This is a genomic window from Kitasatospora sp. NPDC127035 (genome assembly GCF_042726075.1).
Classification (GTDB): Bacteria; Actinomycetota; Actinomycetes; order Streptomycetales; family Streptomycetaceae; genus Kitasatospora.
Map to the genome: position 1 here is coordinate 42,414 of NZ_JBHXDN010000064.1, position 12,098 is coordinate 54,511.

Annotated in this window: 10 protein-coding genes; 2 read left to right on the forward strand and 8 right to left on the reverse strand. The window is 75.5% G+C overall.

The genetic code is table 11. From position 1 onward, the window contains the following. Positions 1 to 113 precede the first annotated feature (113 nt). On the forward strand, positions 114 to 320 hold the full coding sequence (locus ACFWIC_RS32275; RefSeq protein ID WP_329881263.1) for an antitoxin: 207 nt from the start codon (positions 114 to 116) through the stop codon (positions 318 to 320). A gap of 61 nt (positions 321 to 381) precedes the next feature. On the opposite strand, the gene galE is transcribed toward ACFWIC_RS32275, so the two are convergent. From galE to ACFWIC_RS32300, 5 genes are all read right to left on the reverse strand, one after another. Then, positions 382 to 1,404, reverse strand: coding sequence for a UDP-glucose 4-epimerase GalE (galE, locus tag ACFWIC_RS32280; RefSeq protein ID WP_355408240.1), 1,023 nt, complete (start codon positions 1,402 to 1,404; stop codon positions 382 to 384). 149 nt (positions 1,405 to 1,553) lie between these two features. Beyond that, positions 1,554 to 2,237 (reverse strand): hypothetical protein, encoded by a 684-nt coding sequence (locus ACFWIC_RS32285; RefSeq protein WP_380520646.1) that lies wholly within the window; start codon positions 2,235 to 2,237, stop codon positions 1,554 to 1,556. Between the two features lie 220 nt (positions 2,238 to 2,457). Next, entirely contained in the window at positions 2,458 to 4,824 is a 2,367-nt protein-coding gene (locus ACFWIC_RS32290; RefSeq protein ID WP_380362333.1) for an RICIN domain-containing protein, read from the reverse strand. Between the two features lie 1,013 nt (positions 4,825 to 5,837). Further along, the gene (locus tag ACFWIC_RS32295) at positions 5,838 to 6,431 is read right to left on the reverse strand and encodes a hypothetical protein (RefSeq protein ID WP_329951867.1); all 594 of its coding nucleotides are present in this window, start codon (positions 6,429 to 6,431) and stop codon (positions 5,838 to 5,840) included. 78 nt (positions 6,432 to 6,509) lie between these two features. Next, entirely contained in the window at positions 6,510 to 7,289 is a 780-nt protein-coding gene (locus ACFWIC_RS32300; RefSeq protein ID WP_329951868.1) for a sigma 54 modulation/S30EA ribosomal C-terminal domain-containing protein, read from the reverse strand. 418 nt (positions 7,290 to 7,707) lie between these two features. Here ACFWIC_RS32300 and ACFWIC_RS32305 point away from each other — a divergent pair, with 418 nt between their 5' ends. Continuing rightward, a complete protein-coding gene (locus tag ACFWIC_RS32305) occupies positions 7,708 to 10,440 on the forward strand; it encodes a cytochrome P450 (RefSeq protein WP_380520647.1) in 2,733 nt (910 codons plus the stop codon). Positions 10,441 to 10,566: 126 nt separating this feature from the next. Here ACFWIC_RS32305 and ACFWIC_RS32310 read toward each other — a convergent pair whose 3' ends face one another. The 3 genes from ACFWIC_RS32310 to ACFWIC_RS32320 form a co-directional block, all read right to left on the reverse strand. Then, positions 10,567 to 10,710, reverse strand: coding sequence for a DUF6126 family protein (locus ACFWIC_RS32310; protein ID WP_329881271.1), 144 nt, complete (start codon positions 10,708 to 10,710; stop codon positions 10,567 to 10,569). 53 nt (positions 10,711 to 10,763) lie between these two features. Next, positions 10,764 to 11,120, reverse strand: coding sequence for a metalloregulator ArsR/SmtB family transcription factor (locus ACFWIC_RS32315; RefSeq protein ID WP_355408254.1), 357 nt, complete (start codon positions 11,118 to 11,120; stop codon positions 10,764 to 10,766). A gap of 245 nt (positions 11,121 to 11,365) precedes the next feature. After that, positions 11,366 to 11,836 carry a hypothetical protein gene (locus tag ACFWIC_RS32320; RefSeq protein WP_380362339.1) on the reverse strand — a complete coding sequence of 157 codons (471 nt, stop codon included), beginning with the start codon at positions 11,834 to 11,836 and terminating at the stop codon, positions 11,366 to 11,368. Positions 11,837 to 12,098 lie beyond the last annotated feature (262 nt).

A 12,098-nucleotide genomic window follows, 5' to 3' on the forward strand; every position in this document is an offset into this window, starting at 1 on the left:
ACCCCCGCAAAGTCATCCGCACACCTCCTACCCGGTTCCCGAAACCGACGAACCGCCAGGTCAGCGGCGGCTAGGATGACCACGAACCGCGCTGAAGGAGCAGAAACGCCATCATGTTCGAGAACCTGAAGAACATCGCCGACAAGGCCACCGACCTCGCCCGCGAGCACAGCGGTGCCATCGGCCAGGGCCTGGACAAGGTCGCCGACGTCATCGACGGGAAGACCGACGGGAAGTACAGCGACAAGATCGACACCGCCACCGGCAAGGCCAAGGACTTCATCCGCGGTCTCGACGAGTCCAAGAAGCCCGCGGAGTAGGGCCGTCGCGCACGGGCCGCCGGGCCGGGACCTCTGCCGCGAGGCCCCGGCCCGGACCGCGTCAGGCGGAGGCGGAGGCCGTCCTGGCGATCCACACGGCACGCCAGGCGAGCGCGTCCGCGACGCCCTCGGCGATGGTCCGGCGCGGCTCCCAGCCGAGGAGTTCGCGCGCCGCCGTCACGTCGCTGTAGCAGCCGAGCACGTCACCGGGGCGCGGATCGGCCTCGCGGACGTCCAGTTCCGCGCCCACGGCCTGCTCGAAGGCGGTGACCAGCTCCCGGACGGTGGTGCCGTCGCCGGTCCCGACGTTGATGACGCGGTACCGGTCGGTGGCGGCGGGCTTGATCACCTCGTCGAAGCGGGTGAGCGCCGCGACGTGGGCCTCGGCGACGTCCTGGACGTGGATGTAGTCGCGGATGCCGGAACCGTCCCGGGTGTCCCACTCCACACCGGTGATGGTGAACGGGATGCCGGCGGTGTGGGCCTCGATCAGCTTGCCGAGCGCGTGGCTCGGGTGGAGGTCCTGGAGGCCGGTGCGCAGTTGCGGGTCCGCGCCGACCGGGTTGAAGTAGCGCAGCGCGATGACCCGCAGCTCCTCGGCGCCCGCGCCGCGCGTCCAGTCCTGGAGGACCTGCTCCATCATCTGCTTGGTCCGCGCGTAGGGGCTGCTCGCGTCGACCGGACAGCCCTCGTCGACCCGGCCGTCCGGGGTCGGCGCGTAGATCGAGGCGGAGCTGCTGAACACCACCCGGGTACAGCCGTTGCGCTGGAGCGACTCCAGCAGCTCCACGGTCTTGCCCACGTTCTCGCGGTAGTAGAAGAGCGGCCTGGCGACCGACTCGGGGACGACGATGCGGGCGGCGCAGTGCACGACGGCGTCGATCTCGGGGTGGTCGGCGAAGATCCGGTCGACCAGCTCCGGATCGGCGATGTCGCCCCGGTAGAACACCCGGCCCTCGACGAACTCCGCCCTCCCCTTGGAGAGGTCGTCGAGTACGACCGGCGTGATTCCCCGGTCGAGCAGGGCGGACGCGACGGTGCTGCCGATGTAGCCCGCACCGCCGGTGATCAGGACCTTCCGCATGGTCGAACGCTCCCTGACTTCCGTTCGGACACCCCTTCGGCGCCCGATGGAAGTGGGGACGGCCCGTTCGCGCCCGGTGGTTCCCTCGCCCGCGCGGTCCCTGCCGCGGTGCGGGTCCGGCCCGTCGGCCACCGGACGCGACGGCCGGCTCAGGGACGCCGGGCGCGGCGGCGGAGCCGGAAGCCGGTCGCGACCAGGACGACGGCCGCGGCGGCGGTGCCGACGGCGGCCCAGGTCGCGGCGTCGGAGGCTCCGGCGGCGTCCGCGGGGCTCGCGGGGTTCGCGGCGTCGCGGCGCTCGGGCAGGACGGCGGACGTGACCGGCGTGGCGCTCGCGGGCGGCGCGGGCGGCGCGCTCGCGGGCGGGGCGGGGGCGGTGGCGGTGGCGGTGGCGGCCGTGGGTGCGGTGGTGGGCGCGGCCGTGGGTGAACTGGTGGGGACCGGCAGGGTCGGGTCGGAGATCACCGCCGCCTCGACGTCGAGTTCGCGCTCGCCGTGCCCCAGCGAGGGGAAGGCGCAGTCCACGGTGATCCGCCAGTGCCCGGCCGGCAGCAACTCCCGTGTGGTGTAGGCACCGGGGCGGCCGGGGACGGCGACCAGCCGCCACGGTCCGGCGGTCCGCCCGTCGGCGGACGTCGCGGAGAGCGTTCCGGCGAACTCCTCGGTGACCGGGTCGTGGTCGTTCTCCCAGGTCGCCACGGCGGTGACGTGCCCGCCCTCCTGCCCGGCGACCTCCAGGTGAACGGTGTCGCCGTGGGCGGCGGCGGGGACGGCGGCGGGAGCGAGCACGGCCGCCGCGGCGAGGGCGGCGGCGGCGAACGGACGGGTACGCATGGCAGGTTCCTCGTGGGGGACGGCCCGGGTCCGGCCGCCGCCGTACTGGTGGCGACCGGACCCGGGGCGGGTGGGGCGGGGCGGAACCGGCGGGACCGGCCGCCGGGGGACGGCTCCCGGGGAGCGGCACCTCCGTCGGGACGGCCGTCCCGGTGGGGGCCGGAGCGCCTCGGAAGGCCCGCCGCTCGGGAGGCCCGCCCCGTCGGAGAGGCCGGCTCCGTCAGGAGGCCTTCTGCAGCGCCCAGGACTGGTAAGCCTGGCCGTTCGGCTTCTGCAGTTCCAGCAGCCAACCGCCGTAGTACCAGCGGTTGCTGACACCGAGGACCAGCGTGGAGCCCTCGGCGCTCAGGGTGAACCCGCCGCCCGACGGGGTGAACCGCCACTTCTGGCCCGCCGTGTCCGAGCAGGCCCGCTGCGCGAGGTACTGCCCGGCCACCGGGTCCCCGCCGAGCTGCAGGCACTTGTCGGAGCGGGCGGACTTGATCCGCAGCGCGCCGGAGCCCGCGTCCTCGAAGGTCCACTTCTGGTTGGCGTAGCCCGTGCGCTGGTAGGCGATGGCCACGGTGCCGTCGTTGAGCGAGCTGCCCCACAGGTCGGCGGCCTGACCGGTGAGCCCGTTCACCATCGTGTAGCGGGTGCCCGGCTGCGGCCGCCCGGCGTCGGCCGGGGTGCGGAAGGTGGCCGGGCGGCCGGGCTTGGAGACCGTGCCGCCGGCGTCCCGCACGGCCACCGCGACGGTGTACGAGGTACCGGGCGCGAGCCGGACCAGGCCGACCGCGGTGGAGCGGACGGTGCCGAGCGTCCGGCCGTCGAGCAGCACGTCGTAGCCGCTCGCGGAGGCCACCGCGGACCAGCTCACCATGACGGAGGACTGGGTGATCTGACTGATCGTCACATCAGGGCCGGTGGTACCGGCGGTGGGTGACGCGGTCGCGGTCGGGGTCGCCGTACCGGTCGGGGACGGGCTGCCGGTCGCGGTCGGCGAGGGGCTCCCGGTGGTGGTGGCCGTCGGGGTCGGCGTCGGGCCGCCGGTCGGGCTCGCGGTCGGTGAGCCGGTGGGGCTCGGCGAACCCGTCGGGGTGCCGGTCGGCGAGCCCGTCGGCGTGCCGGTGGGCGTGCCGGTCGGGGACGGGCTGCGGGTGGGCGAGGCCGTCGAGGTGGGCGAGGCCGTCGGGGTCGGCGTGCGGGTCGGCGTCGGTCCGGGGTCCGGGTTCGGACCGGTGGAACCGCCGGCGATCAGGAAGCGGTTGCTGGCGACGTTCCAGTGCGTGGCGAGGTAGCTGCCTGCCGCCGGGCTGGTGTGGTAGTAGTCGTCGTGCCGGCAGTCCAGCCGCATGTCACTGGCGTTGTCCGGGCAGACCGTGCGCATCGCCGGGTAGTACGGGGTGTCCGAGTAGCACATCAGGTCCCACTCGTCGACGCAGTGGCCGCCCTTGCTGGAGTTGGGCGCGCTGTTGCTCACCGCGCCCAGGTTGTGGCCGAGTTCGTGCGCCGCGGTGTGACCGCCCCAGCAGCCGGCGTCGGTCCGGCCGTACGAGGGGCCGAAGTTGCTCAGGTTGTCCTGGCCCGGCCGCTCGTCGCCCGCGAAGGTGCCGATCCCGCAGTAGACCTTCGCGTCGGCGAAGATCATGTACTTGCGGTCCTTGCGGTTGAGCCCCTGGGCGGTGAGCGCGCGGTTGCTGGTGTTGAAGTCCGCCATCTCGGCGTCGGAGATCTGCACGTTCAACACCGAGGCGGAGCAGTCGGGTTCGGTGACGAACCGGACGTGCCGGACACCGCCGGTCTCCTGGGCGCTCGCGTTGTAGATGACGTCGACGTCGGCGGCCCACTTCTTGAAGGAGGCCAGGTACTGCGCGAAGCGGTCGCTGCCCGGCGTGTGGACGTACACCACCTGCACGCGGTTCCCGGCGCTGCCGTCGCCCTCGCACACCACGGCGGAGGCGGCGCCGGCCGCGGGCGTGCCGGCCGCACCCGAGCCGCCGGCCGCGGCCGGATCACCCAGCAGCGCCTTCTGCGCGGCGTCGAGGACCGGCGTCGCGCCCTTCAGGAGGTCGGCCGCCGCGGGCGGTTGCGCATCGGGGGCGGGAGTCAGCACCGGCGCCTGGGCAACGGCGGCGGCCACCGGCGGAACGTCCTTGCGGATGTCCACGTCCTTCGGCGGGGCGTCCGGGCCGTGGCTGCAGAGGTCGCCGCCGGACACCTCCAGCGAGCCGGCGCAGCGGTCGCCGCCGGGCAGGGCCAGACCCGCGTAGACCAGGCCTCGCTCCGGCTGGTCCTTGGGTATCTCCTTCAACGGCGCGGCCTTCTGCTCGCGCTTCGGGCCGGGCGCCCGGGTGGCCCCCTCGGCGGTGCCGGTCTCGCCCGGATCCCCGTCCCCGGCGACGGCTCCGACCGCGGCCGCCTCCGCCCGGTCGGCCGAACCGGCCACCGCCACGGCGGTGTCACGGACGACCTCCGGCTCCATCGCCGTCCGGATGCCCAGCACACCCGCGACCAGGCCGGCCGTGACCGCCACGGCCACCAGTACCGTCCGCTTCCCCGCCCGCGTCCGCCGTCGACGGCGGAGCTCCGTACTCCGGTGCCCCATCGCGTGTCTCCTCTCCTCGTGCGTCGACCCGGCCGACCGCGTGGGGCGGCGGCCCGGGCCTTCCGACACTCCGGAGACCGGAACGGGCGGAGACGATAACAGAAACCTCCTTTCGAAAGTCGCGCGGGCGGTCGACACCGGCCCTCCCGTGCGCGACCCGTGAGGAACCGGAGGAGGACGCGGGTGGGGAGCGGGTGGGGAGCGGGTCCGGCGCCGCGGTCGGCGCGTGCGGCCTGCCGGATCGACGGGCCGTCCGATCCTCCGCCCGGCGGTGCGACCGGTCGACGGTGCGGTGTCGCAGCCCTGCCGGAGTCGCCCCGCACCGCCGACCGTCCGACGGTGCGTCCGCCGGGGCAGCCTCGCCGGCGGGGCGGAAGGCAGAGCCCAAGGACAGGGCGAAGGACAGGGCGGAAGGCCGAGCGGCCGCCGATCGAGGGGGGCTCTCGTGGGGCGCGGGAGGTGAACACGGCGCACGGCGATGCCGGGGAGCGCACTCGGGGGGTATGCGCTCCCCGGCGCGGGGAGGTGGCGGCCACCCCTGCCGGTCGTCCGCGGGCCTCGGACTCCGGCTGCCGTGACCGGAATGCTAGACCCGCCCGGGGTCCGTGGCCAGAGCCCTGACCAGCAAATTTCCCGCCCAGGACATGCCACTTGATCAGCTCGCACCACCCCGGCACGCCGCCTTGCCGGCCCGCCGCCGGGCGACCGCCCGGCGAACCCCGCGCGAACGGGGCGCGACCGTCACCGACGGTTCCCCGGTCGGCCACAATCGGCCGGATCCGACCGGTCGGCCGGTCGGATGTCCGGCGCCGACGCCACACCCGGCCGCCCACCCGACCGCACACCCGGCCGCCCACCCGGCCGCCCGCCCGCCCACACGTCCGGCTCCGCACGCGGCTCCCCGGCGCACCCGGTCACCCGTCCGGCCGCACCCGGCGGAGCGCACCGCGGGCCACCGGGCACCGGCCCGCGCCGCCGTGGACCGACGTGGACCGCCCCGGACCGACGTGGACTCAGGCGGCCACGCCGAGCCGCTGCGCCGCGTACCCGGGGACGCCCTGGCGGTGCAGGGTGGCGAGGCTCGCGGCGAGCCGCACCGGATCGCCGGCCAGCCAGAGCCGGAGCGCGGCGCCCAGCGCCCCACTGGCCGGGCCCACCCGCAGCCCGCTGACCAGGGTGACCCGCTCGCCGACCAGCGGGAGCAGATCGGCGACGGGGCCCGGCAGCCAGAGCGTGACCGCACAGGGAGCGGGCCGGGAGAGCAGCCGCAGCAGGCCCGGAACCGCCGCCTCCCCGGGCAGGCCGGGAGGGACGGGCAGAGCGGTCGAGGATCTGGAAGCCGTCGCGCCCGCCCGCGCGTTCGCCCCGGGCAGACCGGGCAGACCGGGCGAAACAGGCGGAACGGGGAGGCCGGGCCGCACGGGAGCCACCGGGAGGCCCGGCAGGGAGCACGGGACGGAACGGGCGTGCAGGCTCGGGATGACGTCGAGCAGTCCGTCCACCACGACGTCCGACACGTCGGTGCCGTGACCTCGCGCCAGGGCACGCAGCAGGGCCCGCTCGGCCGCCGTGATCCGGACGGTCAGCATGACTTCTTCGCAGTCCATGGTCCCAGTTCCCGTCTTGAGCTCGTGGGTGCTCTTCGGTCGTGTCCCGGTCAGCCGTTGTCGATCACTACCTGCCCGTCAACGAGCCTCCGCTACCGGCGTGATCAAGCCATAGTGGCCGTCGTAGCGGCGGTACAGTACCCGGCCGCGACCGTCCCCGGGATCAGTGTGGAAGACGAAAGGCCAGCACGTGAGCCAGAGTTGACGGGCGGCCTCGGGCAGGTCGAGCCGTGGCGCCGGGTGCGGGCTCTCCGTCAGCGGCAGCCCGGAGCCGCCGAGCCGCACGGTCGAGTGGGCCCGGACGAGCCGGAATCCGCCGTCGACGGGGCGGCGGTGGACCATGCTGTCCTGCCCCGTGAGCACGTCGGAGAAGAGGTGGAAGCGATAGTCGAGGGCGAGCATCTCGCGGACCGCCTGCTCGGGCGTGCGGCCGGCGAGCGGAACCGACTTCCGCCGGACGATCCGCCGTTCGGCCGGCGGGCGCGACGCGTACTGGGGGCGGTAACTGCTCTCGTGCTCCGCGGCGAGCCCGATCCGCCCCTGTTCGCGCAGCCGCACGGCCCGGCCGGCGAGCGTGCCGAGCGCCAGGTCGACCGCCTCCCGCACCGTCACGGCGGCGAGCTCCACCCGGACCCGGCCCACGTCGGCCAGCTCCACCGAGGCCTGGGCGACGGCGGGCCTGGTCACCGAACGGCCGCCCGGCCGGGCGAGCCGGAGACGCGTGCGGTGCGCGTCCGGTCCGAGGTCCGCGAGCAGCGCCAGCGACCGCGCCCGCGCGTACTCGGCGTCCTCGCGCGGCAGTTCGCCGCGGATCTCCACGCGGACGTCGAGGGCCGGCCGGTGGCGCAGACGGTTCATCAGGGATCCTCCTTGGCTCCGCACCATGCTGGACCTGCGCACCCCCTCCCGCCGAGGGCCGAAAGGCCCTGCCAGCGGGGCAGGGCGGCCCGGGCCCGGCAGGCCCGTCGGACCGGGCCGGAAGCGGGCTCCGGACCGGTCCGGGCGGGCGCCCGCCGACCTTCCGCCGCCACGCCGGCACTCCACCGATGGAGTGATCCAGGCGAATACGGCGCAACGCTCGCGGGACCGGCGCGTTTCCTATGGCGTGCGCCCTCTCGCAGCGGCGCGCGCGGGGGCCCGCGCCGATGGCCCCCGGATCACGGCTGTCGCGGTGGCGGCTCCGGTGGTACCGCAGCGCCGGGCCGGCACTCCGGGCCGGCACCTCGGTCGGTCGCGCCGGTCCGTCCCGCCGGTCCAACTGGTGAGAGGTGATGTCATGATCCTGATGAACGAAACCCACAGACCGCCCGCCCCGCCCAGAACGTCCCCACCGGGAACCCGGCCCGTCGTTCCGCCGCTCGCACCCGGCGCGCTGCCCGGCCTGGGCCACGCACCCGCGCTGCTGCGCGACCCGCTCGGCTTCCTCGGCTCGCTCGCCCGGTACGGCGACGTCGTCCGGATCCGCCTCGGCCCGCGCACCGTCTGCGTCGTCACCGACGCCGGGCTGGTCCACACCCTCCTGGTGGCGCTCGCCCACGACTGCCCGCGCGGCGCCGTCCAGGACACCCTCAAGACGGCGTTCGGCGACGGCCTGCTGATGTCCGAGGGGCGCGCCCACCGCGACCGCCGCCGGATGATCCAGCCCGCCTTCGGCCCGGACCGGATGGGCGAGTACCTCGCGGTGATGCACCAGGTCACCGAGGAGCGGGCGGGGCGCTGGCGGCCCGGGCAGGTCCTCGACGTGGCCAAGGAGATGAACCACCTCGCACTGGAGATCGTCACCCGCGCGCTGTTCGACGCCCGGCTCAGCGAGGACGCCACGCTGGCCTTCCACCGGGCCCTGCCCGACATGGTGAAGGGTCAGATCGTCCAGTCGCTCTACCCGCACCCGGCGCTGGCGCGGCTGCCGCTGCCGGTCAACCGGCGTTTCGAGGCCGCCGTCCGGGTCCTCAACCAGGTGGTCGACCAGGCGATCGGCCAGGCTCCCGACACGGCGGCCGGCCGCGCGGGCTGTCCGGTCGGCCTTACCGCCGGAGGGCGCCAGACCCTGCCCGCGCTGCTGCGCGCCGCCGCCGACCCGGCCACCGGGCGACCGCTCACCGAGGCGGACGTGCGGTCCGAGGCGATCACCATGTTCGGCGCCGGCACGGAGACCGTCTCCACCACGCTCACCTGGCTGATCGACGAGCTGGTGCGGCACCCCCGGGTCGAGGCCCGCGTCCTCGCCGAGCTGGACGAGCACCTGCCGGCCGGCACCGCCCCCACCCCGGAGGCGCTCGCCCGGCTCCGCTACACCCGCGCGGTCACCCAGGAGGTGGTGCGGCTGCACGCGCCCAACGCGTTCCTGATGCGCACCGCGCGGGTGCCCGTCGAGCTGGGCCCCTACCGGATCCCGGCCGGCACCGAGCTCCTGTACAGCCTCACCGCACTCCACCGCGACCCGGCGCTCTACCCGGAACCCCTGGCCTTCCGGCCCGGACGTCACGAGGACGGCGGCACCGGCCCGGGCGGGCCGGCCGCACGCCAGGCGTTCGTGCCGTTCGGCGCGGGCAAGCACAAGTGCATCGGCGAGGCCTTCGCCTGGGCGGAGCTGACCGTGGCCGCCGCCGCGATCCTCCGCCGCTGGCGGCCCACGGCCGTCACGGGGTCCCGAGCCCGCGAGGTGGTCTGGACCACCGTCCAGGCCCAGGGGCTCCGCGTCCGGCTCGCCCCGCGCGGCGGCGCCGCCCCGCACACCCCGGGCACCCACCGCACGCCCCCGGCCCGCGAGAAGACGCCCGGCCGGTGTCACCTCCCCGGCAAGGGCAAGGGCCCGCGGGCAGGTGCCGGGGCAGGAGCGGGCACAGGGACGGGACGGCGGCCGGGAGGATCCGGCGCGGACCGGCCCGCTCCCGCCGCCGACCCGGTCGCGGGCACCCGCCGCACCGCACCCGCCCGCACCGCACCCGCTCGCTCCACGCCCGCCCGTACCGCACCCGCCCGCTCCACGCCCACCGCTACCGCGTCCGTCCTGACCGTCGCCACCCCGGCCACCACCGTCCCCCGGCCCGCCCCGCCGGTGCGCCCCGGGCCGTCGCCCACCGCCGCGGCGACGCCCCCCGCCCCCCGCACCCCCGGCGAACTGCGCGCCGCCGCTGCCCGCCACACCGGCTGGACCCTCGCCCACGGCCTGCTGACCCCGCCCGACCTCCGCCGCTACCAGACCTACGCGCTCCCGGAGCTGATCGGCCACTCCTACCCCCGGGCCAGGGGTGCCGAACTGGACCTGCTGGTCGACGTCCTCGGTTGGTTCACCATCCTGGACGACCGCTTCGACGGCCCGCCGGGGCGCCGTCCCGCCGAGGCCCGTGCCATCGTCGGCCCGCTGCTCGGCGTCCTGGAGGGCGGCCCCGCGCCCGCCGGCCTCCCGCAGCCCCCGCTGCTCGGCGCCTGGCGGGAGCTGTGGCGGCGTCAGGCCGCCCCCATGTCGCCGGCCTGGCGCGACCGCGCCGCCGCCGAGTGGCGGGCCTGCCTGGAGACCTTCCTCGCCGAGACCGCCCACCGGGCCGCCCGCACCGTCCCCGATCTCGCCGAGACCGTGCGCCTGCGCCGCCATGCCAGCTGCCTCTACCCGTTCATGGGCATACTGGAGCGTGTCCACGGCGCCGAGGCGCCCGCCGGGCTGCTCGCCGAGCCCGAACTCCACCGCCTGCGCGCGAACACCGCCGACATCGCGACGCTGATCAACGACCTGTACTCGGCGGACCGCGAGGAGCGCCAGAACTCCGCCGCGTTCAACACCGTGCTCACCCTGCAACGGGTCCGCGGCTGCACCCGCAGCCGGGCCGCCGCCGCGGTCCGCGCCCGGATCGACCGGCTGACCACCGAGAGCGAGAACCTGCGCCGCAGGCTGCTGCGCCGCCATCCGGCCGGTCACTGGTACCTGGACGGCACCCGGGAGCTGGTCGAGGGCGTCTACGCCTGGACCAGCACCAGCCGCCGCTACGGCGGGGAGGGCGGCAGCCGGTGACACCCGGCGGCGGCCGGCCGGCGACCCCGCGGGTTCAGCACCCGCCGCGGGGCCGGCACCGGCCGCCGCCGACCGGTGCTCCCACCCGCCGGCCCGCTGCCGCCGCCGCGCGCGAGGGTCCCGGGGTCACTTCCGGTCGCCGAGCGCGAACAGCAGGAGCACGAAGCCCGCGAAGAGGTGGGTGGCGAAGATGTAGATGCCCGCGCGGATCAGCATGGCCCTGCGCCGCGCCCTCTCCTCGGCGGTGCCGTCTCCGGTGCGCTCGCTCATGGCCGGGTCCTCCTTCGGTCGGGCGGGCCGGTCGGGCCGCGCGGACCCGCCGCTCATCCGTTCCTCCCCGGTGTGGCACGGGACTCGGGCGCCCGCAGCTCGGTGAGCAGCGCACCCTGGTCGGTGATCAGTTCGGTGAGGATGCGCCGGGCGGCCCGCAGCAGCTCGGCGACGTCCGGGGTGCTCAGCGCGTAGAGCACGGTGTTGCCCTCGCGGGTGGCCGTGACCAGCTGGGTCCGGCGCAGCACCGCGAGCTGCTGGGAGAGGTTCGACGGCTCGACCTCGATCTCGGTCAGCAGCTCGCGCACCGGGCGCGGGCCGTCCTGGAGCAGCTCCAGGACGCGGATCCGGACCGGGTGCCCGAGGGTCCGGAAGAACTCGGCCTTGGCCTGGTACAGCGGGACCGGCATCGTCCGCTCTCCCCGCGGGTCGGTGGGTGGTTCGCCCACCGGCGGCCCGGGGCCGGGGCGGGCGCGGGCCGGGGCGGCCCGAAGCATCATCCTCGCAGATGAAGAATTCTTCAAGCCGTCATGACGTCCCACCGGGAACGGGCGACCGGGCGACCGGCAGAGCGACCGGAGCCGCCGGAACGGGAGGGAACGGGACGGGCCCGGGGTCCGCCGACCCCGGGCCCGCACCTGTCGCTACCGCCCGATCAACAGGGCACCACGACGTCGAGGGTCACCGGGGACGGGCCCCACGGGTAACCGGCCACACTGAAGCTGCCGTGCACCGTGGACCCGCACGGCACGGTGCCGCCGACCCCGGTGACCTTCACCGTGCTGGCGGTGAAGCGGGTGTAGCCGCTGACCGAGCCGAGCGAGGCGCCGCCCACGATCTGGCCGGAGAGGCCGGTGATCAGGTCACGGGTCTCCAGCGGCGGGCCGCCCGGGCTCGGCGGGCCGGCCAGGGAGATCCGGCCGTACAGCTGCACGTCGGCGCCGGTCACGTCGGCGCAGACGGCGGTCCACACACCGGCCTGCAGGCCGCCGTAGCCGCAGGTGGTGACCGTGGTGGTGGTGGTCGTGGCGCTGCTCTGCGCCGCGCCCGCCTGGGTCGGGACCGCCAGCAGGGCCGCAGCGCCGGCGGCACCGGCCGCTACCCGGGTGAGTCGGTTCATCCGCATAGTTCCGCTCCTCCTCAATTCGTCAGTCTCTGCACCGCAGAGCACTTCATGTGCCACATGTGACATTTCACATGTGGCATGCGGCAACCCTGACACAGGATTCGAATGCGCCGTAGCCCTTCAGACCCGAAGATCACCTTTCAGACCGGAAACCGGCCTTCGATGGCGCGATCACGGCTCGATCTCGGACGTCACACCCCACCCCGCAACCTCGGGCGTCACACCCGGGCCGGCCGGCAGGGCGCGGTGCCGCCGCTTCGGC

What these genes read in the sequence shown, in the direction of transcription:
- ACFWIC_RS32275 (WP_329881263.1), top strand. Translation starts at nt 114, where the DNA reads ATGTTCGAGAACCTGAAGAACATCGCCGACAAGGCCACCGACCTCGCC.
- galE (WP_355408240.1), bottom strand. Translation starts at nt 1,404, where the DNA reads ATGCGGAAGGTCCTGATCACCGGCGGTGCGGGCTACATCGGCAGCACC.
- ACFWIC_RS32285 (WP_380520646.1), bottom strand. Translation starts at nt 2,237, where the DNA reads ATGCGTACCCGTCCGTTCGCCGCCGCCGCCCTCGCCGCGGCGGCCGTG.
- ACFWIC_RS32290 (WP_380362333.1), bottom strand. Translation starts at nt 4,824, where the DNA reads ATGGGGCACCGGAGTACGGAGCTCCGCCGTCGACGGCGGACGCGGGCG.
- ACFWIC_RS32295 (WP_329951867.1), bottom strand. Translation starts at nt 6,431, where the DNA reads ATGGACTGCGAAGAAGTCATGCTGACCGTCCGGATCACGGCGGCCGAG.
- ACFWIC_RS32300 (WP_329951868.1), bottom strand. Translation starts at nt 7,289, where the DNA reads ATGAACCGTCTGCGCCACCGGCCGGCCCTCGACGTCCGCGTGGAGATC.
- ACFWIC_RS32305 (WP_380520647.1), top strand. Translation starts at nt 7,708, where the DNA reads ATGATCCTGATGAACGAAACCCACAGACCGCCCGCCCCGCCCAGAACG.
- ACFWIC_RS32310 (WP_329881271.1), bottom strand. Translation starts at nt 10,710, where the DNA reads ATGAGCGAGCGCACCGGAGACGGCACCGCCGAGGAGAGGGCGCGGCGC.
- ACFWIC_RS32315 (WP_355408254.1), bottom strand. Translation starts at nt 11,120, where the DNA reads ATGCCGGTCCCGCTGTACCAGGCCAAGGCCGAGTTCTTCCGGACCCTC.
- ACFWIC_RS32320 (WP_380362339.1), bottom strand. Translation starts at nt 11,836, where the DNA reads ATGCGGATGAACCGACTCACCCGGGTAGCGGCCGGTGCCGCCGGCGCT.